Annotated in this window: 18 protein-coding genes (1 of these 18 running past the window's edge); 2 read left to right on the forward strand and 16 right to left on the reverse strand. The window is 64.1% G+C overall.

The window, feature by feature from the left end:
- Positions 1 to 17: 17 nt before the first annotated feature.
- The 7 genes from sphantq_RS20365 to sphantq_RS20395 form a co-directional block, all read right to left on the reverse strand.
- The gene (locus sphantq_RS20365) at positions 18 to 890 is read right to left on the reverse strand and encodes an amidohydrolase family protein (RefSeq protein ID WP_120252656.1); all 873 of its coding nucleotides are present in this window, start codon (positions 888 to 890) and stop codon (positions 18 to 20) included.
- On the reverse strand, positions 880 to 3,009 hold the full coding sequence (locus tag sphantq_RS20370; RefSeq protein ID WP_272800547.1) for a PQQ-dependent dehydrogenase, methanol/ethanol family: 2,130 nt from the start codon (positions 3,007 to 3,009) through the stop codon (positions 880 to 882). The genes sphantq_RS20365 and sphantq_RS20370 overlap by 11 nt, the downstream gene beginning before the upstream one ends.
- Before the next feature lie 43 nt (positions 3,010 to 3,052).
- Positions 3,053 to 4,615, reverse strand: coding sequence for an AMP-binding protein (locus sphantq_RS20375; protein ID WP_272800548.1), 1,563 nt, complete (start codon positions 4,613 to 4,615; stop codon positions 3,053 to 3,055).
- A gap of 4 nt (positions 4,616 to 4,619) precedes the next feature.
- On the reverse strand, positions 4,620 to 5,369 hold the full coding sequence (locus sphantq_RS20380; RefSeq protein WP_272800549.1) for a glutathione S-transferase family protein: 750 nt from the start codon (positions 5,367 to 5,369) through the stop codon (positions 4,620 to 4,622).
- Positions 5,366 to 6,133 carry a glutathione S-transferase family protein gene (locus sphantq_RS20385; RefSeq protein WP_129926839.1) on the reverse strand — a complete coding sequence of 256 codons (768 nt, stop codon included), beginning with the start codon at positions 6,131 to 6,133 and terminating at the stop codon, positions 5,366 to 5,368. The genes sphantq_RS20380 and sphantq_RS20385 overlap by 4 nt, the downstream gene beginning before the upstream one ends.
- Before the next feature lie 65 nt (positions 6,134 to 6,198).
- Positions 6,199 to 8,568: a TonB-dependent receptor gene (locus sphantq_RS20390; protein ID WP_272800550.1), complete on the reverse strand. Its 2,370-nt coding sequence runs from the start codon at positions 8,566 to 8,568 to the stop codon at positions 6,199 to 6,201.
- 408 nt (positions 8,569 to 8,976) lie between these two features.
- Positions 8,977 to 9,432: a MarR family winged helix-turn-helix transcriptional regulator gene (locus sphantq_RS20395; protein WP_242496044.1), complete on the reverse strand. Its 456-nt coding sequence runs from the start codon at positions 9,430 to 9,432 to the stop codon at positions 8,977 to 8,979.
- Positions 9,433 to 9,545: 113 nt separating this feature from the next.
- On the opposite strand from sphantq_RS20395, the gene sphantq_RS20400 reads away from it, so the two are divergent.
- The gene (locus sphantq_RS20400) at positions 9,546 to 11,018 is read left to right on the forward strand and encodes a carotenoid oxygenase family protein (RefSeq protein ID WP_272800551.1); all 1,473 of its coding nucleotides are present in this window, start codon (positions 9,546 to 9,548) and stop codon (positions 11,016 to 11,018) included.
- Between the two features lie 3 nt (positions 11,019 to 11,021).
- Here sphantq_RS20400 and sphantq_RS20405 read toward each other — a convergent pair whose 3' ends face one another.
- The 5 genes from sphantq_RS20405 to sphantq_RS20425 are packed head-to-tail and all read right to left on the reverse strand — an operon-like array spanning position 11,022 to position 17,334.
- Positions 11,022 to 12,626 carry an MFS transporter gene (locus sphantq_RS20405; RefSeq protein ID WP_272800552.1) on the reverse strand — a complete coding sequence of 535 codons (1,605 nt, stop codon included), beginning with the start codon at positions 12,624 to 12,626 and terminating at the stop codon, positions 11,022 to 11,024.
- Positions 12,623 to 13,678 carry an amidohydrolase family protein gene (locus sphantq_RS20410; RefSeq protein ID WP_272800553.1) on the reverse strand — a complete coding sequence of 352 codons (1,056 nt, stop codon included), beginning with the start codon at positions 13,676 to 13,678 and terminating at the stop codon, positions 12,623 to 12,625. Before sphantq_RS20410 ends, sphantq_RS20405 begins: the two co-directional genes overlap by 4 nt.
- 3 nt (positions 13,679 to 13,681) lie before the next feature.
- On the reverse strand, positions 13,682 to 15,109 hold the full coding sequence (locus tag sphantq_RS20415) for an NAD-dependent succinate-semialdehyde dehydrogenase (RefSeq protein ID WP_272800554.1): 1,428 nt from the start codon (positions 15,107 to 15,109) through the stop codon (positions 13,682 to 13,684).
- 4 nt (positions 15,110 to 15,113) lie between these two features.
- The gene (locus sphantq_RS20420) at positions 15,114 to 15,872 is read right to left on the reverse strand and encodes a nuclear transport factor 2 family protein (RefSeq protein WP_272800555.1); all 759 of its coding nucleotides are present in this window, start codon (positions 15,870 to 15,872) and stop codon (positions 15,114 to 15,116) included.
- A gap of 37 nt (positions 15,873 to 15,909) precedes the next feature.
- The gene (locus tag sphantq_RS20425; RefSeq protein ID WP_272800556.1) at positions 15,910 to 17,334 is read right to left on the reverse strand and encodes an MFS transporter; all 1,425 of its coding nucleotides are present in this window, start codon (positions 17,332 to 17,334) and stop codon (positions 15,910 to 15,912) included.
- A 133-nt stretch (positions 17,335 to 17,467) separates the two neighbouring features.
- On the opposite strand from sphantq_RS20425, the gene sphantq_RS20430 reads away from it, so the two are divergent.
- On the forward strand, positions 17,468 to 18,370 hold the full coding sequence (locus sphantq_RS20430; RefSeq protein WP_272800557.1) for an SDR family NAD(P)-dependent oxidoreductase: 903 nt from the start codon (positions 17,468 to 17,470) through the stop codon (positions 18,368 to 18,370).
- Positions 18,371 to 18,373: 3 nt separating this feature from the next.
- Here sphantq_RS20430 and sphantq_RS20435 read toward each other — a convergent pair whose 3' ends face one another.
- The 4 genes from sphantq_RS20435 to sphantq_RS20450 all read right to left on the reverse strand — a co-directional run.
- Positions 18,374 to 18,949 (reverse strand): hypothetical protein, encoded by a 576-nt coding sequence (locus sphantq_RS20435; protein ID WP_066609204.1) that lies wholly within the window; start codon positions 18,947 to 18,949, stop codon positions 18,374 to 18,376.
- 161 nt (positions 18,950 to 19,110) lie between these two features.
- A complete protein-coding gene (locus sphantq_RS20440; protein ID WP_272800558.1) occupies positions 19,111 to 20,478 on the reverse strand; it encodes a sensor histidine kinase in 1,368 nt (455 codons plus the stop codon).
- A gap of 2 nt (positions 20,479 to 20,480) precedes the next feature.
- Positions 20,481 to 21,167 carry a response regulator transcription factor gene (locus sphantq_RS20445; protein WP_066609232.1) on the reverse strand — a complete coding sequence of 229 codons (687 nt, stop codon included), beginning with the start codon at positions 21,165 to 21,167 and terminating at the stop codon, positions 20,481 to 20,483.
- Positions 21,168 to 21,180: 13 nt separating this feature from the next.
- Positions 21,181 to 21,252, reverse strand: the end of a protein-coding gene (locus sphantq_RS20450; protein WP_272800559.1) for an AcvB/VirJ family lysyl-phosphatidylglycerol hydrolase. The gene runs 780 nt beyond the window's last position; only the last 72 of its 852 coding nucleotides appear in the window; its start codon lies beyond the right edge, outside the window; its stop codon occupies positions 21,181 to 21,183.

Below are 21,252 nucleotides of genomic sequence, written 5' to 3' on the forward strand. Positions count from 1 at the left end.
ATCGACGAAAGCCTGGCTCAGCCCAGTCCCAGCAGCTTGACCGCATTATCCTTCATGATAAGCGGCAGCACCTCTTCGCGGAAGCCTGCCTCCCGCGCGGCGTCGATCCATTTTTCCGGGCGGATCAGCGGCCAGTCGGACCCGAAGAGCATTTTATGCTTCAACTGCGTGTTGGCGTACTGAATCACCTGTTTGGGGAAATATTTGGGCGACCAGCCGGACAGGTCCATGAAGACATTATCCTTGTGCAGCGCCATCGACAGGCTTTCGTCGGTCCAGGGCCAGCTCGGATGGGCCAGGATGATCTTCATGTCGGGAAAATCGACCGCGACATCGTCCACCAATATGGGCTGACCATATTTCAGCCGCACGCCGCCGCCACCGCGCATCCCCGTGCCCATGCCCGAATGGCCGGTGTGGAAGATGGCGGGCAGCTTATATTCGGCGATCACTTCGTAAATGGGATAGGCGACCCGGTCGGCCGGGTGGCAATCCTGCATGATGCCGTGGAATTTGAAGCCTTTGACTCCGTAATTCTCCACCAGATCGCGGGCTTCGCGCGCGCCGAACTTGCCCTTGCGCGGGTCGATCGAGGCGAAAGGGATGACGATGTCGCTGTCGTTGGCGGCCAGTTCCGCCACTTCGTAATTGCTGATCCGCTTGGCCCCGATGCCGCTCTCGCAATCGACGGTGAACAGGCAGAAGGCGATATTCTGCGCCCGATAATAAGCGATGGTTTCAGGAATGGTCGGCCGCTTGCGGTCCGCCTTGAAATAGGCCGACGCCGCGTCGAAATATTTGGCCATCACCGGGTCTTCGGGATCGTGGCACGACACTTCGGCATGGACATGGACGTCGATGGCGAGAACCTTGGTCGGATCAACGGGCATGGGGCTTGCTTTCCAGTGTCTTGTCCTCATTGGCGCGATGGATGACGTAAGCGCGGATATCCTCGATCTCCTTGGCTGAGAAGATCGACGCGAAGCTGACCATGCCATTATCCTTGAGCGCGCCGTCATGCACGATCATCCGCCAGGTCGCCTTGTCGTTCAGCGCCGCGCTGCGGCGCAGGTCTGGGACGATGCTGCCGCCGACCGCGGAATCGCCATGGCAGGTGCTGCAATAGCGGCCGAAACGCGCGCCGCCGGCGGCTATGTCCGCTGCGCTGGCGATGGAGGGCGGCGGATCGAGCGGCATGGCGGTGAGCGGCGGCGCTGGGGGCAAGGCGGCCTTGCCGCCCAGCTTGAACACCAGCAGGCGGCTGATATTGCGGCTCGGCCCGCTCTTGTCGGACAGGATACCGGGGGCCAACGCCCATACACCGCCCCAACCAGCCATCACCGCGACATATTGCGCGCCGTCCAGTTCGTAGCTGATGGGCGCGGCGACGATGCCGCTCTGGGCGGGAAAGGACCATAGTTTGCGGCCGTCCGCGCTCGCATAAGCATTGAAATCGCCGGTCGCGGTCCCCTGAAACACCAGGTCGCCGCCGGTCGCGAGCAGGCCGCCATTCCATGGTCCTTTGTACGAGACGCGCCATTTCTCCTTCTGCGCCACCGGGTCCCAGGCGATCAGCGCGCCGGTGGTCGCCTTCATCGCCGCATCGCGCACCGCCTTGTCGGCGGGCATGGCGGCGGCGGCGATATCGACGCCGACATTGAAGCCCAGCTTGTTCGCCTTCCACCCCTTTTCCGGGATATAGGGGAAGGCGGCGAGATTGGCGGGGATGAAGACGGTCTGGCTCTTGGGGTCGAACGCCATCGGGTGCCAGCTATGCGCGCCGGTCGCGCCGGGGGAGCCGATGAAGGGCTTGCCGGTCTTGTAATAGCGGGCCTCCGGATTTTCGATCGGCCGCCCGGTTTTCATGTCGATGCCGCTGGCCCAGTTGACCGGCACGAAATTCTTGGCCGACAGCAGCTTCCCGTTGGTGCGATCCAGCACATAGAAGAAGCCGTTCTTGGGCGCCTGCATCAGCACTTTGCGCTTTTGTCCGCCCATCTCCATGTCGGCCAGCATGATATGCTGGGTGGCGGTGAAGTCCCAGCTATCGCCGGGCGTCGTCTGGTAATGCCAGGCATATTCGCCCGTCCTGGCATGGATCGCGACGATCGAGGAGAGATAGAGATTGTCGCCCTTGCCATCCGACCGATAGGCCTGGTTCCAGGGGGAGCCGTTGCCGACGCCGATATAGAGCAGATCGAGTTCCGGGTCATAGGCCATGGCGTCCCACACGGTGCCGCCGCCGCCCTGTTTCCACCATTCGCCATACCAGGTGGCGGCGGCTTTCTTCAGATAGTCGGGCTCCTTCTCCGTGCCGGGCTGGGCCGGGACGGTGTAGAATTTCCACTTCTCCGCGCCGGTGTCGGCATCATAGGCGGCGACATAGCCGCGGGCGCCGAATTCCGCTCCCCCATTGCCGATGACGACCAGGCCGTTCACGACGCGCGGCGCGCCGGTGATGGTGTAGTTCTTGGTCTGGTCCAGCGTCACGACGCTCCAGACGGACTTGCCGCTCTTGCGGTCGATCGCGATCAACCGGCCGTCGAGCGTGCCGACGAACAATTTGTCGCCCCATGCCGCCACCCCGCGATTGACCGCGTCGCAGCAGGCCTTGACCAGCGTCTCGCGCGGCACCGCCGGGTCGTAGGACCAGAGCAGTTTGCCGCTGCGCGCGTCATAGGTCTTCACCATGCTCCATGCGGTGGAGACATAGAGGGTGCCGTCGATGAAGAGCGGCGTCGCTTCCTGCCCGCGATTGGTGTCCATATCGGCGGACCAGGCGAGGCCCAGCGTACCGACAGTGTCCTGATTGATCGCGGACAGCGGGCTGAAGCGCTGCTCGTCATAGGTGCGGCCGGTCGACAGCCATTCGGCGGGCTTGGCGGCGATAATCCGGGCGGCGTCCACGCCGCCTGTGGAGGCAGGGGCGGTAACGTCCTGGCTCGTGCCCTTGCCACAGGCCGACAGGGCCAGACTCGTTCCCAACAGCAGCGCAATCGCGACCCGCATCCTCTTCCTCTCCTTATGCGGTGCAGGTTTCTGCATCCGTCACCTAATTCACCATCCGCGCGCCGGACCAATAGGCGGCGCGCAGGGCCTTCTTGTCCATCTTGCCCGCCGAAGTCCTGGGAATGGCGGGGACGAAGGCGACGCTCTTGGGCGCCTTCACCCCGCCCAACCGGGCCTTGGCATGGGCGATGATTTCAGTCTCCCCGATATCGTCGGCGACCACAATGGCGTGGACCGCCTCGCCCCATTTTGCATGGGGGATGCCAATGACCGCGCATTCGCGCACGGCGGCCAGTTCGGTCACGGCCGCTTCCACTTCGGCGGAAAAGACGTTGAAGCCGCCGGACACGACCATGTCCTTCTTGCGATCGACGATATAGAGATAGCCGTCCGTGTCGCGCCGGGCGACGTCGCCTGTATGGTGCCAGCCATGGGCGCGTATTTCGGCGGTGGCTTCGGGCATGTCATAATATTCGCGCGACACCAGCGCGCCGCGGACTACCAGTTCGCCCGCTTCCCCATCGGGCAGGAGATTGCCGTCATCGTCCATGATGCCGACCCGGACGGATCGGGTGGGCTGGCCGCAACTGGCGAGCCGTTCGGGACGGTCGCCGGCCGCCGCCGCGGCGACCGCTTCGGGCGACAGCCAGGTGACGATCATCGGCGATTCCACCTGGCCATAGGCCTGACAGAGGCAGGGGCCGAAAATCTCCACCGCCTGCCGTAATTTTTCCGGCGATACAGGCGATCCGACCAGCAGGAAGATTTTGAGCGACGACATATCGCTTCGCCCCAGTTCGGGCGCGTCGAGCAGGCTGTAGAGCGCCGTCGGCGGCATATACACATGGGTGATGCGATAATGCGCGATCGCGTCAAGCACGGCGGCGGCGTCGAAGCCGGGCAGGATCACCTGCGTCGCGCCCAGGGACAGGGTAGCCAAGGCCACTGGGCCGGCGGCATGGGTGATCGGTGCGACGACGAGTGAGACAGGTGTATCGGTTCTGCCATCGACCGTCTGCGCCAGCGTTTCGATCATCGTGCCCCAGCCCAGATTGGTGACAACCACCCCCTTGGACGGACCCGTCGTGCCGCCGGTGGGAAAGAGGCCGACAATGTCGTCGGGCTTGCCGAACGGATCGGAAAAGTCCGACAAACTGTCCAACTCGCTGTTCGCGATGAACTGGTCGAGCGAGGGATCGCCGTCATGGGGACGGTCGAGGCAGACGAAATGGGTCAGGCTTGGGACGCGCGCCTTGAGCGCCGTCACATCCGCCGCCTGGCTGCTATGGTAGAACAACCAGCCGCAGCGGACATAGTTGAGATATTCGGCGTTGGCGTCGATCGCGTTGCGGGCGTTGACCGGCACCCACTGGCCATTGGCGCGCCAGATGGCGAGCAGCGCGACCATCATCGTCGCGCTGTTGGGACCGTACAGCGCGATCGGCTGCTGGTTGCGAAATCCCGCGCCGTGAAGCGCGACGGCGATCCGCGTCGTAAGCGTCTTGACCGCCGCGAAGCTCAGCGTCTCGCCGCCCTCCGCATCGATCAGGCAGGGGCGTTCCGGACCAAGATCATGGCCCCGGTCGAAATAATCGATCGCGCGCATCTCATCAGCCCCAGCGGTTGATCTCCGGGCCGGGCGCCCAGATGGTTTCGGGATTGGGAACCGTGGCCTGGCCCATCGCCCGCGCCACGGCGGGGCGGGCGCGCAGCCGCGCTTCCCACGCGTCGGTCAGTGGCGCAGACGCGAAGGCTTCGGGTACGATTCCACGCATTCCGGCCAGCCAGGCATGACTTTCAAGGTCGGCGATGGTGAAATCGCCCATCAGCCAGTCGCGCCCGTCGGCCAGTTGCGCGTCGATCTTCTCGACCGCCTGGAAGATCTTGCTGCGGCTGTCGGCCAGTTGGGCTTCGTCCACCTTGGCTTCCACCGCCTGCGCCCAGCGGGCGTCCAGGTCCGCACTGGCGATGCCGGCGGGGACGGCGGGCGGCGGCGTGGCGGCATTGCCCAGCGCGGCGGCGGCGGGGGCCACGCGCTCGATCACATAGCGGCACCAGGCCATCATCTGCCAACGGGCATAGGGATCGGCCGGGCGGATCGCCGGGCCGCTGCCCACCTCGTCCAGATAGCAGGCGAGGAAGACGCTATCGCTCATCGCAACATCGCCCACGATCAGGACCGGCCCTTCGCCCTCGATCGACTGATCGACTTCGATGGGATGGGGCAGGGCGGTCGAGTGGCGCTCGCCCGCGACCAGGTCGATCGCGCGCAAGTCAAGATCGACGCCTTTCTCGAAAGCGGCGGCGAGGACGGTGAAGGACGGGCCATTGGGCTGGCCGTGATAGAGGATGCCGGTCATGCGGGTTCGCTTTCGAGCAGGGAGATGCGGCGGGCGAGGTCGGTGCGGCCCAACGCCCAGCAGGCGCGGGTCGCGGGGCGCGCATAAATGGCGCGCAGCCAGCGCATGATGTGGGGGGTCAGTTCGTCATTGCAGAGCTGCGGTTGTGACAAGGGCATGGCGTAGGCGAGGTTGAAGCCGTTGATGTCGGCCAGACCATATTCGTCCGATGCCAGCCATTGCCGCTCACCCAACGCCTGTTCCAGATAGCCGATGCCGAGGGCTACGCGGCGTTGCGATTCCGTCATTTCCTCTGGCGAAAAGGCGCCATTGATCGCCTTGCGCCAGGCGACCCGCCGTTCGGGCATGGGAATGCGGTCGATCGCCGCTTCCAACTCCGCCGGGTCTTTCTGCCGCACCGAAGGGCCGACGAAGACGCTCCAGCCGATCATCGAGAAACTGGGGGCGAGCCACTGGTCCATGAACTTCATCCACCAGCGCGTGCGCCACTGGTCGATCGGGTCGGCGGGCATCAGACGCGGGCCGTCGAACGCCTCGTCCACATATTCCATGATCGCGGTGGATTCGGTCAGCACCAGCTTGCCATGGGTCATGGCCGGGATGGTGCCGAGCGGGTTGACCGCCAGATAATCGGGCTTGTGCTGGTCGAAATTCAGCAGGTCGAGATAATGGCTGTCGAACGCGACGCCCTTTTCGAACAATGCCAGCATGGGCTTTCCCGAATTGGCGTTGGGTTCCCAATGATAGAGTGTGACGTCGGTCATGCCGGATGGGTCTCCGAAAAGAAGTCGGCCGGGCCGTGCGCAGCCCGACCGACCGAGGGGGAGGCTTAGAATTTCTTCTTCACCGTGATCGCCCATTCGCGCGGATTGCCGGGGCGCGCCTTGCGCACGCCAGCACCCGCGCCGCGCAGGTCGAAGACGGAGAGATAATAATATTTGTCGAAGAGGTTGGTGACTTCGAACGACACGTCGAGATCCTCGTCCGCATTCTGCCAGGTCAGCCGCGCATTGGCGAGCGTGTAGGCAGGCACGAAATTGAGGATGCGGGTGCCGTTGATCACCGCGCCGCCGCCGAACTTCTTGTCTTCATAGGTGACGTCGAAACGCGGGGTCAGGCTGCCGGCCTTGTCCAGATCGATCTTATATTGCGCGCCGACGCTGAACTTCCAGGGCGGCGATGCCGGCGGATCATTGGCCGACACGCCGCCCGGATTGGTCGGGAAGGAGGCGGCGGGATCAAGGCTGCTGGCGATATATTTGAAGTCGAGATAGCTGATCGACGCATCAATCGCGAGGCCGTCGATGGGATAGGCGGACAGTTCCGCCTCGAACCCCTTCACTCGCGCATCGCCGGCATTGAGCCGCGCGGCGCAAGGCGCGCCGGGGCAGGTCAGAACCGGGATCTGGATATCGATATAGTCGTTGATGAAGGCGGCGGCGTTCAACCGCACCCGGCGATTGAAGAAGTCGCTCTTGAAGCCGATTTCATAGGCGGTCAGCTTTTCCGGGCGGAAGGCGATCACCTGCTGCGTGTTGAACGGGCGCGGGTTGGAACCGCCGCCCTTGAAGCCGGTCGACACCGATCCATAGACCATCAAATTGTCGGTCAGGCGATAGTCGGCCGCGACGCGATAGTCCCAGCGCTTGGCGCTATAATGGGCGGTGAGGCCCGACAGCGCCGTCACGGTTTCGGTGGTGTTGCCATTGCCATTATAATCGAGTGTGTCCGCGCCCGAATAGCCGATGCCATAGGCCGCGCCGACCGGATCGAGGAAGGCATTGACCGTCCCGTCGAAGTTCAGCCGATAATAGGTCTGGTCCTTGCTTTCCGTCGTGTAGCGCAGGCCACCACTCAAGGTCAGCCGGTTGATCGGCTTCCAGGACAGATGGGCGAACGCCGCCTTGGCCTCCGCCTTGGTTGGGTCGGGCTGGCGGAATTGCAGCGGATAGACCGGGACGTAGCGAATGTCCTGCAGCGAGTCATAGGTCGATTTCTGCTTGAAATAATAGCCGCCGATCGTGCCGTTCAAATTGTCGCCGAAACTCGCGTTCAGCCGAACTTCCTGGCTGAAGCTCCAGTTTTCCAGATAGTTGCGGCCAAAACCGATATTGGCGGGCGAGATATCGTCATCGGAATCGAACTGAGTGTTGAAGGTGCGATATCCGGTGATGGAGCTAAGCTTGAAGGCGTCGGTCAGCGCATAATTGACCTGGCCCGACACGCCCCAGCCCTTGTAGAGGCTGCGGTCGGTGCCCTGGGTCGCCGCAAGAGGCGTGCCGGCCGCACCGAAGGGATCGACCGGGATCGGTGGCACCCACACGCCGGCGGGTTGGCCGGTGCCGATATAGTTGCAATAGCGGCCGCAGATGAAGCGATCGTCATAGACGACGCCGGGCGCCGGATTGGTGTTGGGCGAATTGACGGGGTTCGTCGCGATCAGCACTTCGCCCGCGATGGTATGTTCGTCGCGGGTGTAGTCGCCGATCAGGGTGACATCCAGCTTGTCGCTCGGTTCCCAGAACAGGATGCCGCGGATCGCCTGATAGCCCACGCCGCCCAGCTTGCTGATGGTGCAGTCACCGGCGGGCTGGGTCGACGGTATGCCGCTGCCCGGATTGGCGCAGCCATAGTCGATGCGGTCGACAAAGCCTTCCTGCTGCTTGGCGACGCCGGAGATGCGCGCCGACAGGGTGCTGGTGATGCCGAAATCGGCCGCGGCGCGGATGCCGATGCGGTTGCGGATGCCGTAATTGACTTCGACAAAGCCGCCGCCATCGCCCGACGGACGCTTGGAATAGAGTTTGATCGCGCCGCCCTCGGCATTGCGGCCGGCCAGCGTGCCTTGCGGTCCGCGCAGGATTTCGACCCGGTCGAGATCGAGCAGCTCGAACACCGCGCCGGTCAACTGCGGATAATAGACATCGTCGATGTAGATGCCGACGCCCGGTTCATAGGCGGGGTTGAAGTCGTTCTGGCCAACGCCGCGGATCGATGCGGTGATCGACGGGCCGAAAGAGGCGCCCTGGGGCTTTAACGACACGTTGGGTGCGGCATCGGCCATTTGCGCCAGGTTGGTCTGGCTCTTGGCCTCCAGTTCGGCGGCGCCGACGGCGGTGATGGAGATGGGCGTGTCCTGCAACCGCTGGGCGCGGAACTGCGCGGTGACGACGATGTCGGCCACCGAACTTTGCGACATGGCTTCCTGCTCGGCGGCCTGCGGGGCGGCCGCGGGCGGTGCCGATGATTGTGCCGACGCTGGTGTAGTGATTGCGAGGATGGAGGCTGACGCCAAAAGGGCGCGCGACATCATTGCACGAAGATCGTGTTGCATGGGTAATCCCCTCTCCTAATCCGGCTTGAGATCCGTCCTGCCCGAACGTGATCCGCCTCATGACGTTGCTGTGCGTCGATTGTTAGTAAGACATACAATTTTATCCGATGCAAGAGCCTGACCGGCTTCGCAACGAACATTGACGCTATATTTGCCTCTATTGCGATAGGGCAAATAATGCTGTTGTTTCTATTGGTGGTATCAGGGGTAACAGATGGGATCTGGCGGAAGATCCAACCGCGCGTAAATAGGCGTTTTCATCCCATCGCGACGTCAGACATACACCCGGCGCAGCAGCTCGACCAGCATCGCGGCTTCGGCCGGGCTGAACCGCGCCTTGAGCCAATTTTCATGCTCGGCGATGCAACGGCGCGCCTGCGCCAGCGAGTCGCGGCCGCCTTCCGTCAGGCTCAATGTCTGGCGGCGGCGATCCTGCGCGGACGCGCCGCGGGTCAGGAAACCGCGGTCCTGCATCCGATTGACGATCGCCATCACGCTCGCCCGGTCCATTTTCAGTCGGCGGCCGATGTCCGCCTGGGCGATGCCGGGCTGGTCCTCAATCAGCCAGAGGACGGCGACCTGCTTTTGCGTCAGGCCCAGGTCGCTGAAGGTTTCGGTGAAATGTTGATAGACGGCCGCGCTGGCCAGCCGGATGTGAAAACCGACCAGTCCGTCGATGCCGCTGAGGCGAGGATCGGGGAAGAGGTCGAGCGGTTCAATGTCGTTCATGGTATTCATAGTAACAGTGTGCGTAGTAAGTGCTGATCCGTCAATCCGGGCACTTGAAAAAATGTCAGTGCCACATACAATATCCTCAACCAGAAAAAGGGAGAGGATCAACCATGGCGCATTTTCCGGACACGCCGTCCTTCACGGGTTTCAACACGCCCACGCGGATCGAGGCGGACATCGCCGACCTGGACATGACCGGGGCGGTGCCGCCCGAACTGGACGGCGCCTTCTATCGGGTACAGCCCGACCCGCAATTCCCGCCCCGGCTGGGCGACGACATCGCCTTCAATGGCGACGGCATGATCACCATGTTCCGCTTTCATGACGGCCAGGTCGATTTCCGCCAGCGCTGGGCGAAGACCGACAAGTGGAAGCTGGAACAGGAAGCGGGTAAAGCGTTGTTCGGCGCCTATCGCAATCCGCTGACCGATGACGAGGCGGTGCAGGGCAAGATACGCGGCACCGCCAACACCACCGCCTTCATCCATGGCGGGAAACTCTATGCGCTGAAAGAAGATAGCCCGGCGCTGGTGATGGACCCGGCGACGCTGGAGACGGACGGCTATACATGGTTCGACGGCGCGATGACCGGCCAGACCTTCACCGCCCATCCCAAGATCGATCCGGCGACCGGCGACATGATCGCCTTTGGCTATGCGGCCAAGGGGGTGCTGACGCGCGACATGACCTATTATGTCGTGTCGCCCGATGGCGTGCTGAAGCAGGAGTTGTGGTTCGAAGTCCCCTATTACGCCATGATGCACGACTTTGCGATCACGCCCGATTATGCGCTGTTCCATGTGGTGCCCAGCACGTCCAACTGGGAACGGCTGGAGCAGGGGCTGCCGCATTTCGGCTTCGACACCACGCTGCCGGTCTATCTGGGCGTGCTGCCGCGCCGGGCCGATGCGACCGCGGCGGACATACGCTGGTTCAAGCGCGACAATTGCTTCGCCAGCCATGTCATGAACGCCTTTCAGGATGGCACGAAAATCCATTTCGACACGCCCGAAGCGAAGAACAACATGTTCCCCTTCTTCCCCGACATCCATGGCGCGCCGTTCAACGGGCCGAAATCGGCGAGTTTCCTGACGCGCTGGACGGTCGACATGGCGTCCAATGGCGAGGATTTCGCCAGCGTGCAGCGGTTGACCAGCATGATGGGCGAATTTCCTCGGATCGACGATCGGCAGACCGGCCTGCCCTATCGCTATGGCTGGTTGCTGGTGATCGACCCGACCAAGCCGGTGGAGCTGAAGGGCGGCAGTCCGTCGGGGATGCTGATGAATACGCTGGGCCTGATCGATCACCAGACCGGCGCGGAGCAGACATGGTGGTGCGGGCCGCTGTCGTCGTTGCAGGAGCCCTGCTTCATTCCGCGCAGCCCCGATGCTGCGGAAGGCGACGGCTGGATCGTGCAGGTATGCAACCGGCTGGAGGAGCATCGTAGCGACCTGCTGCTGTTCGATGCGCTGGACATCGTCAAGGGACCGATCGCGGAAATCCGTATCCCGATAAGATTGCGGTTTGGCCTGCACGGCAATTGGGCGACGGCCGACCAGATCGGGCTGGCGGTGGCGTAGCCGTTAAACCTGCTCTCCCGCCGCGCGGGCGCGGGGGAGCAGGCTGGCATGGTCGCGTTCGACCCGCCACAACAGCGCCAGCAGGATCAGCACCAGCGGCGGCGCGACCCAATTGATTGACAGGATCGCCCCGCCCAGGTCGCCGCCGCGCGCATCGCTGATCATTCCCACGGCATAGGGACCGATGCCCAGGCCGAATATGGTCGACACGACGATATAGAGGCTGACGGTCAGCCCGCGCATTCGCGGCAGAACCTGTTCGAACAATACGGCATAGAGCGGCGGCATCCACATGGTCAGGATCAGGCTGTAGAGGGTGAAGCGCAGGTAGAAATCGCCGGCGTCCGGCGCATGATAGACCCATAACGCCAGGCACGGCGAAACGCTCATCGCGAACAGCGCCACCCACACCCGGCGCGACAGGCGGTTCGCCCCGATCCGGTCGGACAATGGCCCGGCCAGCAGCGGCCCGACCACGCCCAGCGCGGCCGACAGCAGGCCGAATTGCAGCCCGGTGTCGGCCGGCGACAGGCCATAGTTTTTCATGAGGAACGACGGCGTAAAGCCCATCACACCATAGTTGATGACGCTTTGCAGCGCCCCGGCGGCGATGCAAAGCAGCAGCGATGGATTACGGGTGATGAGCGCGAAGGCGACCGGATCGCGCCCTTTCAGATTCTGAAGCAGGTTGGCGATGACGAAGGCGCCGAAGCCGATCACGCTCCACTGCACCACATGCGGACTGATCGCGATGCCGGCCAGCAGCAGCGGCGGTCGCGGCGAGAACGCTTCCGCCCAGCCGATCGCCAGCAGCATGGCGACGACGATCAGCGCCAGCAGCCCGATATTGAGCGTCCAGTCGCGCGTCGTCGCCCGCGCGCGGGCCAGACTGAGCCAATGAAAGCCCGGCGTCACGGCGCCCAGCACGTTCAGGCTGGCGCGGAAGGGATGGGGATCATGGGCGGTCGGGATGCCGTCCATGACGCCGCGCTGCGGTTCGGGCAGGCGGCTCATCAGGAAGGCGATGAGGAAGCCGGGCGTCGCCGCGACGGCGAAGGCGAATTGCCAGCCTCTCAGACCGAGCGGTGCCGTGCCCGCCGCATAGCGCGCATCCCACCATTGCGCCGCCATGCCACCGATGATGAGCGATCCGCCAAGGCCGATGGCGATCGCGGCCGCCATCACCGCCATCACCATGCCGCGCTTTTCGCGCGGGAAATAATCATAGGTCAGGCTGGTGCCGGCCGGCTGCGACGCCGCTTCGCCGATGCCGACGCACAGGCGCGAGAGCATCAGCGTGAAGAAGCCGGTCGCCAGCGCCGCGCCGCCGGTGGCGAGCGACCAGAAGCCGATCGTGATCGCCAGCAGCTTCGTCCTGATCCACCCGTCCGCCAGTCGCCCCAGCGGCAGCGAGAATAGCGCGTAGAAGAGTGCAAAGACGGTGCCGTAGAGCAGCCCCATCTCCGCGTCGCCGATCTTCAGGTCCGCCTTGATCGCGGGGGCGAGGATGGCGAGGATATTGCGGTCGAGCAGGCTGACGAGATTGGTCCCGGCCACCAGCGCCAGCGCATAATAAGCGGTCGCGCGCGAAGGAGTCGCTATGGTCACAGGTTGAACACACGCTCGGCATTGGTCTGCATCAGTTTGCGCTTCGCTCCGTCCGTAATGTCCAGCAGGTCATGCGCCCGCACCTCGTCCGCCACATATTGATAGGGATAGTCCATCGCATACATGACCCGATCCTCGCCCAGCACGGATTGCGCGAATTTGATCGCCGGCTCCCAGGCCATGCCGCTGGTGGTAACGCAGACGTTCGACCGCATATAGTCGTGGATCGATTTGTTGAGCGGCTTCATCCGCTCATAGCGCTGCGATCGCACGCCCGCCTGATGCATATAATCGAGACGGTACAGCCAATAGGGCAAAGCCTCTCCCATATGGCCGACCACGATCTGCAAATCGGGATAGCGGTCGAAAATGCCGATGGTGATGAGCCGCAACAGGTGCATCCCCGTCTCCACGCCAAAGCCGAAGATCGCGCCGTCCAGCCCGGCGTCCAGCATCGGGCCGATCATCGCGTCGGGCGGGGTCGAAGGATGGATGTAGAGCGGCTGGCCGGTATCGGCGAGCGCGCGGAAGATCGGGTCGAACTTGGGATCGTCCAGATACTCGCCCTGGGTATGGCTGTTGACCATCACCCCCTTGAAGCCCAGATCAGCCGCCCCCCGCCGGATTTCGGCGGCGGACCAGTCCGGGTCTTGCGGCGCGATCGACGTCATGCCTACGAAGCGGGTGGGATGGGCGGCGCAGCGATCGGCTAGATGATCGTTGGCGCGGGTCACCATCGCCTTGGCCTCATCCGTGTCGAGCAGCGGCTGCACCCCCGGCGAGGTCAGCGACAGGATCGCCACGTCGATGCCGGTCGCGTCCATGTCGGCCAGTCGCTGCTCGCCCAGATCGAGGAGGCGGTCAATGATCTGGGTCGCGCGCTGCGATGGCGATTGGCCGTAAAAGCCCCAGAGCGACACCATCCCCCGATCCGCCGTCCCGTCGCGCACCATGCGCAGATAGGCGTCGATTTGTTCGCGCGTGGCAAAGGCCTCTTCGGTGGCGATGCGCAGATAGCCGCGGTCACCGCCCGTTTTCAGTGCGTGGCTCATCGCTTATCCTTCGTGGATGGCTTTGGTGACAAGGCAGGCGTCGATCCCTTCCGGGCCGTCCTCCGCGCCATGGCCCGACCATTTGACCCCGCCAAAGGGGGAATCCGACCCGCCGATCATCGCTGTATTGATGCCGACCATCCCGGCCTCGACCGCGCGTGCGACACGCCGCTGGCGCGCGGCGTCGCTGGTCCAGGCATAGGCGGCCAGGCCATAGGGCAGGCGATTGGCCTCTGCGATCATCGCGGCTTCATCGGCATAGGCGTTGATGAGGGCGACGGGGCCAAACGGCTCCTCATTCATGATGGCGGCGTCCAAGGGGGTGGCCGACAGCACGGTCGGCGCGAAATAATAGCCGGCATTGCCGATCCGTTCGCCGCCGGTTTCTAGGCGGGCGCCCTTGGCCACCGCGTCGCCGATCAATCGGTCCATCGCGTCGAGACGCCGGGCGTTGGCCATCGGTCCCATGACGCTGCCGGCCGCCGCGCCGTCGCCAACCGTCACCTTTTGCGCGCGCTCGACAAAGCCGGCAAGGAAGCGATCATGGACGCCGGCCTCCACGATGAAGCGCGTCGGCGATACGCACACCTGCCCGGCATTGCGATATTTGCCCGCCACCACCGTATCGAGCGCCTTGTCGATATCGGCATCGGCGAAGATCAGCACCGGGCCATGGCCGCCCAGCTCCATCGTCGTGCGCTTGCAATCCTCCGCCGCCAATTTCGCCAGATGCTTGCCGACGACGGTGGAGCCGGTGAAGCTCATCTTGCGGATGATGGGGGAGCCGAGCAGGTGGCGCGACACTTCGTCGGGCACCCCGAACACCGCCTGCGCCACATCGCCGGGCAGCCCTGCGTCGAGCAGGCATTGCAGCACCCCCAGCGCGGACGCAGGCGTTTCCTCCGCCGCCTTCAGGATGACCGAACATCCCGCCGCGATCGGCGCACCGAGCTTGCGGCCGGGATTGCCGAGCGGGAAATTCCACGGCGCGAAGGCGGCGACCGGACCGACCGGCTCCTTGGTAACGGTCGATCGCTGCCCGGCCGGACGTACCAGCGCCCGGCCGTAGAGACGAAAGACTTCGCCGGCGTAAAAGTTGAACAGGCCGACATTCATCATCACTTCGATGCGTGCTTCGGCCAGCGTCTTGCCCTGCTCCAGCGTGGCGATGCGGGCCAGTGCCTCCTGCCGCTCGACCATCAGCCGGGCCGCGCCTTGCAGCACGGCCGCCCGCTCATGGGGCGTGCTATCGCGCCAACGATGGAAGCCGCGCTGCGCCGCCGCCAGCGCCGCGTCGAGGTCCGCCGCATCGGCCAGCGGCAGGTCCGCGATCGCCTCGCCGGTGGCGGGGTTGACGACCTTGTGGGTCCGTCGCCCGCCGCCCGACAGCCGCTGGCCATCGATCATCAGATAAAGGTCCGGATAGGTCATGGGGTCAGGCGCTCACCGCTTCGCGCGCGGCCCGTTCGCGGTCGATATCGCCCTGCCAGCGTTCGGCGACGATTTCCTTGCCCGTCACCGGATGCACCATGTGGAACGGCACCAGCTTGTGCGTCGGCCACAGCCAGTGATCCTCGATCAGCGCGTCCGGCCCGGTCGGGTCTTCGGGATAGGTGATCTTGGGGAAAGGCACATATTCGGCCGGGGTATTGGCCCAGCCCTGGTCGAAATCGGCATGCCATTGCGGCATGTAGTTCAGGATCTGGATGCGCCAGATGCCGTCCACCTTCTTGTAGGTATTTTCGTAGATGCCGCCCTCCCACCATTGGCGCGCGCCGAGCATGGGATTGGAGGGGTCGGTATAATCCTTGTGCCGGCCAGCCTGCATCATCGACCGGGCGCGGGCATGGGCCGTGACGCCGTCGGCATCGATATCGACAATATCCTGCAATTGCGGATGGTCGAGCAGGAAGCCATCGATCGGACCGTTGGTGCCATGGGTGAAGCGCGCCTGGAAGCGTTCGACATAGAGGCGGCGAATGCCCGCCTGGCCGCGCCAGACGCCGCCGAAGAAGCGCACTTCGCCATCCTCGGTGAACAGGTCGGCGGTTTCGTTATAGAGGCATTTGTCGATCAGATAGCCGTAGAGATGCTGCAATTTTCGCACGTCCAGTTCATCCTCGCGCCGTTGCAGGCGGGTGCTGAGGTCGGCGACGCTCTGTTCCAGGCGGGCGATACGGTCGGTCTCGGACATGATTTGCTCTCCTATCATTGTATGTAATACTTACAGGTTAGACGGCTTCAGCGGCCAGTCGCTCCACTTCCTCGCGATAAGGACGGATGGCGCGGATCATGCAGAGGGTGGCGATCGGCAGCAGCACACCCGCGGTCATCACCAGCGACTTCCAGAGCTGGCTGGGATCGCCGACGATATAATCCTGCACCAGCCCGACCAGGAAGCTGCCCATCGCCCCGAAGAAGGTGAACATGAACAGATAGATCGCCGTCACTTGGCCCCGCATCGCATTGGGTGCGACGCGCTGGATCGCGGCGTTCTGCGGTACTGCGCCAGCGATGCCGAACATCGCGCCAATGCTGGCGACGCCCAGCGAGGCGTAGCCGTTGGGCATCAGCGGGGCGAGGATGGCGCACACCGTCACGCAGCCGAAGAAGATCGCCGCGGCGCGGACATTGGCGTCGGCATGGCGCTTGGCCAGCCATTCGACGAAGATGCCGCCCAGCAGCAACCCGGTGAGCGACGCGACCAGCGTCATCGACCCCATAACCGCGCCGATCTGCGCCTCGTTCCAGCCATAGGTGCGGATCATGAAGGGGACACGCCAGAATTGCAGGCCGAACACCTCGATCGCGCTCAGCGCCAGCCCGGCGAACAGCGGATAATAGACGCGACGCTTGGCATGGATCGCCTTGGCGGCGTCCAGGCCGGTGAAGGTCAGGATGCGGCGGCCCAGCGAGGCTTGAACGGGCGGCGTGATGGAGTCTGCGGCGGGCGCTTGGCGCGGCGGTTCCTTGACCGTCAGAAACAGGAGGGCGACGAACAGGGCGGGCAGGCCCAGCCAGATCATCAGCCATTGCCAGCCCAATATGGTGAGGCCCCCATGCTGCGTCGGCGCCCATTCCGCCGCGGTCGCGATCAACATCCCACCGATCGCCGGGCCGAGCGTGGTGCCGCCGATGAAACCGAATTGCAGCAGGGCGAAGGCGCGGGTCAGGATGCGCGGCGGGAAGGCGTCGGCCAGCAGCGAGTAGGAGGAGGGCGCATGGGCCGATCCCCCTGCCGCCAGGAAGACGCGGGTGCCGACGAACTGGCCGAAACTCTGCGCGATGCCCCCAAGCGAGGTGATGACGCCAAGCGCCGCGCATCCGCCCGCCAGCACGAACTTGCGCGGGAAGATGTCGGCCAGACGCGCCAGCGGGATGCCGACGAACAGATAGCAGATGATGCTGGCGGGACCGGCGAGGAAGCCGAGTTGCGAATCGGACAGGCCGAAATCCGCCTTGATCCGCTCCGCTAGCATGGCGAACACCACCTGTTCGAAGAAGGTGACGAAGGTCGCCAGGATGATGACGAACAACGCCCAATAGGCGGCGCCCATGGTGTAGTGCGGGACCGTGGAGCGGCCCGCATTGGCAGAGACGTTGCCATCTGCCTCCCACAGACTGTCGGTCGCAATCGGCGCAGATGCCAGGGCCATGAGCCTTCTCCTCTCCACTTCTCCCTTTATTCACAGGGATGAAATTTCGGCTTGGCGAATTTGTAAGTGAACTATACGAATATGGCGAGAGAAAAATGCACGTCCGTTAGAAAGTCGGCGAAGGGAGATCGGGATGCTGGATTATGAAGGACGAACCGCCTTTGTGACAGGTGGGGCCAATGGCATCGGCCTGGGCCTGGTCCGCGCCTTGCTGGCGCAGGGATGCAAGGTGGCGATCGCCGACATTCGCGAGGATGCGCTGGCCGCCGCGATCAAGACGCTCGACAATCAAAGCGTTATAGCTGTCCAACTCGATGTCGCATCACGCGCCGGTTTCGCGCGAGCTGCGGACAGGGCGGAGGCGGCGCTTGGGCCGGTCAGCCTGGTCTTCAACAATGCCGGCATCAACCTGTTCCAAACCATCGACGAGTCCAGCTATGACGACTGGGACTGGGTGATGGGGGTCAATCTGCACGGCGTCATCAACGGCGTGATGACCTTCGCCCCGCGGATGAAGGCGCTGGGGCAGGGCGGCCATATCGTCAATACGGCGTCGATGGCGAGTTTCCTGTGCGGCGGCGCGCCAGGCATTTACAACACCACCAAATTCGCGGTGCGCGGCATGAGCGAATCCCTGCGCTACAGTCTGGCGCCGCATGGCATCGGCGTGTCCGTGCTCTGTCCCGGCCTGGTGAAGAGCCATATCTATGCCAGCGATGAAGTCCACCCGTCCGCGCTCAGCGGTGGTGCGAAGCCAGTGGACAGCGCGGCCGTCGGGCGGCTGGAACAGTTGCACCAGTTCGGCATGGAGCCGGACGTCATCGCCGCGCGCACGTTGGAAGCAGTACGAGAGAATCGTTTCCACATCTTCCCCCATCCCGAATTTCGCGACGAACTGGCGACGGTGTTTGAAGAGATACTGGGCGATTTCCGCGACTATCCGCAGGATGCCGGCTTCGAGCAGCGCATCGGTTTCGAAAAGATGCGACGCGACAATTATGCCAAAGCCCGACGCACGGCGCGCGAACGCGCCTGACATTCAGTGCGCAAACAGGTCGCCCTGCCGGGGCGGGGCGGCCGGTCGTCTTGGCGCGGCCCGCGTGCCGATCAGTACGCGGGCGCGGCCGGTGAGCGTATAGACCGCCTGTCGCTGCGCCCCGCGATTGAGATGATCGACGCGATAGCCCTGATAATGGCGCTTGAGCAGTCCGGCCTTGACCAGTTCCGACGCGGCCCGGCTGAGATTGGTCTTGCCCGACGCGCGCACCCGATTGCGCACCTCCTCCTGCACCAGCACATCGTCGGCCGTCGTATCGCCCGATAACCTGGCATCCTTGCGCAGTTCATCGCGCACCCGCTCCACCAGCGCCATGCGGCGCGGATCGCGATGGCCCATCGGCGTTAGCGCATCGCATAGCCAGTCGCGCAGCGCGACCCGCCCGTCGCCCACCCGCACTTCCGGCCCGGCGCTGCCATCCGGTCGTGCCACGTCCGCGATCAGCGTCAGCAGCATGAAGGCGTATCGCGGCCGCGAGCAGCAATGGGACAATTGGTCGAGCAGCAGCGAAAGATCGCTGCCGCCGGGAATGCGGGACAAAGCGGGCGCATGAAACATATCGTGAATCAAGCACAGAGCGAGTCGCTTGGGAATCCGCTTTTTTCCGCGAGTCGCATTTTGTCGCCCGTGACACTTTGCCCTGCGGTAAAGTGTCACGGCGGAAACTTTGCCGTAGCGCGCCGGAGGCCCCGGCTGGCATTACTCCGATTGCTTGGCTTTCAGGATGGCTCATGGTCGGCAGGCAGGGTGAGGGTCACGCGCAGCCCCGGTCCCGCATCGCTCAAGGTCAACGTGCCACCATGGAGATGGGCGACCGCCGACGCCAGCGACAGGCCCAGACCAGCGCCGCTGATATGGCGCGACGCATCCAGCCGGGCGAAACGACGTAGCGCTTCGATCCGCTGTTCCTGCGCGATGCCGGGGCCGTTATCGGTCACGGCGACGCAGATCGATGCGCCATCCCGCCACGCGGATAGCAGGATGCGATCGCCGCCATATTTGAGCGCATTGTCGATCAGGTTCGACAAAACCTGACCCAATATCTCCCGATGCGACCGGATATGCAGGCCGGGCGGCGCATCGACGTTGATGGTGACGCCCTTATCCTCGGCCAGCGCGTCATACATGTCCTGAAAATCGTCCAGCAGCGCGGCGACATTGACGGCGGAAAAATTGTCGCGGCCGATGCCCGCTTCGGCCCGGCTGATCAGCAACGCGGCATCCAGCATCCGCAACAACGTGTCGCCTTCGTCCAGCGCCTTTTCCAGCGCGGCGATCGATTCCTCGTCCCGGCTCTGGCGCAGGGCGCTGTCCAGCACGGCGCGCAAGCGGGTCAGGGGCGATCGCAGATCATGGGCCAGACCGTCGGTCACCAGCCGCATCTCATCCACCAGCCCGGTAATGCGGTCCAGCATCGCATTGGTCTCGTCCCCCAGGGCGTCGAACATGTCGCCGCTGCCGCTCAGCGGGATGCGGCGTTTGATGTCGCCGGTGCCGACCGCGGCGGCGGTATCGATGACCGATCGCAGCCGGCCCCGGATGATCGCCGCCGAGAAAAAGGCGGCGCCGGCCGCCAGCGGCATGGCGAGCAATATCGCGCCGATCAGCGCCGCTTCCAGATAACTGCCGAAGCGCAGGTCGTTTTCCACGACATGGCCGGTCAGCAGCCGCGTGCCATCAGGAAATTGCGTGCTGACGACGCCGATGCTCTGGGGATAGCGGGTGCGTTGATCAATACGGCGCAGGTCGATCCGGCGCCAGTTTTCCGACGGCCCGACGTTGGTCGGCCAACCAGGAATGTTGCCGGCGATGCGCCGGCCGTTCGGTGCAATCAGCAGCATGATCGAACTGCCGTCCGGGTCGGCCGTCATACGGCTACGCACCGTGGCGCCGGCCGCTTGCAGGCCGGCCGCGGCATAGGTGGCGGCGATATCGTCGCGCAGGTTCACCGCGACCGCGCGGCTGGCTTCGTCCACCGACCGGCTGGTGAATTGATGGACGGCCCAGAGCGCGACGAGCACGCAGACGATTTGCATGAGGAAGACGAGCGCGGCGAACCGCCAGATGACGCTCTGGCGCCAACGCATCGTCACCCTTGTTCGCTCAAGCGATAACCCGCGCCACGGATGGTGTGGATCAGCGGCGGTTCGCCTTCTTCGTCGATCTTACGGCGCAGCCGACTAATATGCACGTCGATGACGTTGGTGCCGGGATCGAAATGATAATCCCAGACGCCCTCCAGCAACATGGTGCGGGTGACGACCTCATCCTGATGGCGCAGCAGATAATCGAGCAGGCGAAATTCGCGCGGTTGCAGGTCGATGACGCGCGCGCCGCGCTTCACCTTGCGGGAGAGGAGATCGACGTCCAGGTCGCCGCAGGACAGGCGCGTTTCGGGCGCCTGTCCCCCGCCGCCGCGCCGCAGGATGATGCGCAGCCGCGCCAGCAGCTCGGCAAAGGCGAAGGGCTTGGTCAGATAATCGTCCGACCCGCCGGTCAGCCCTTTGATCCGTTCATCGGCGGTCGCCAGCGCCGACAGGATGATGACCGGGGTATCGATGCTCGCCGCGCGCAGGGCGGCGAGCATCGCCATGCCGTCCATGCCCGGCAGCATCCGGTCCAGGATGATGGCGTCATGCCCGGCCTCGGTCGCCAGGAACAGGCCGTCGCGGCCATTGTCCGCCCGGTCGACAGTAAAGCCTTCCTCGATCAGCCCCTTGGCGATGTAATCGGCGGTGGTGGCGTCGTCTTCGACCAGCAGCACTTTATAGCTCATGACCGTCCTCATTTCACCGCCCGGATCGACGCGCATGTCGCCTTATAGGCGCGCCATCGCTCAAAGCCATAGAAGGCGTCGGAGC

It is taken from the genome of Sphingobium sp. AntQ-1 (genome assembly GCF_028538045.1).
GTDB lineage: Bacteria > Pseudomonadota > Alphaproteobacteria > Sphingomonadales > Sphingomonadaceae > Sphingobium > Sphingobium cupriresistens.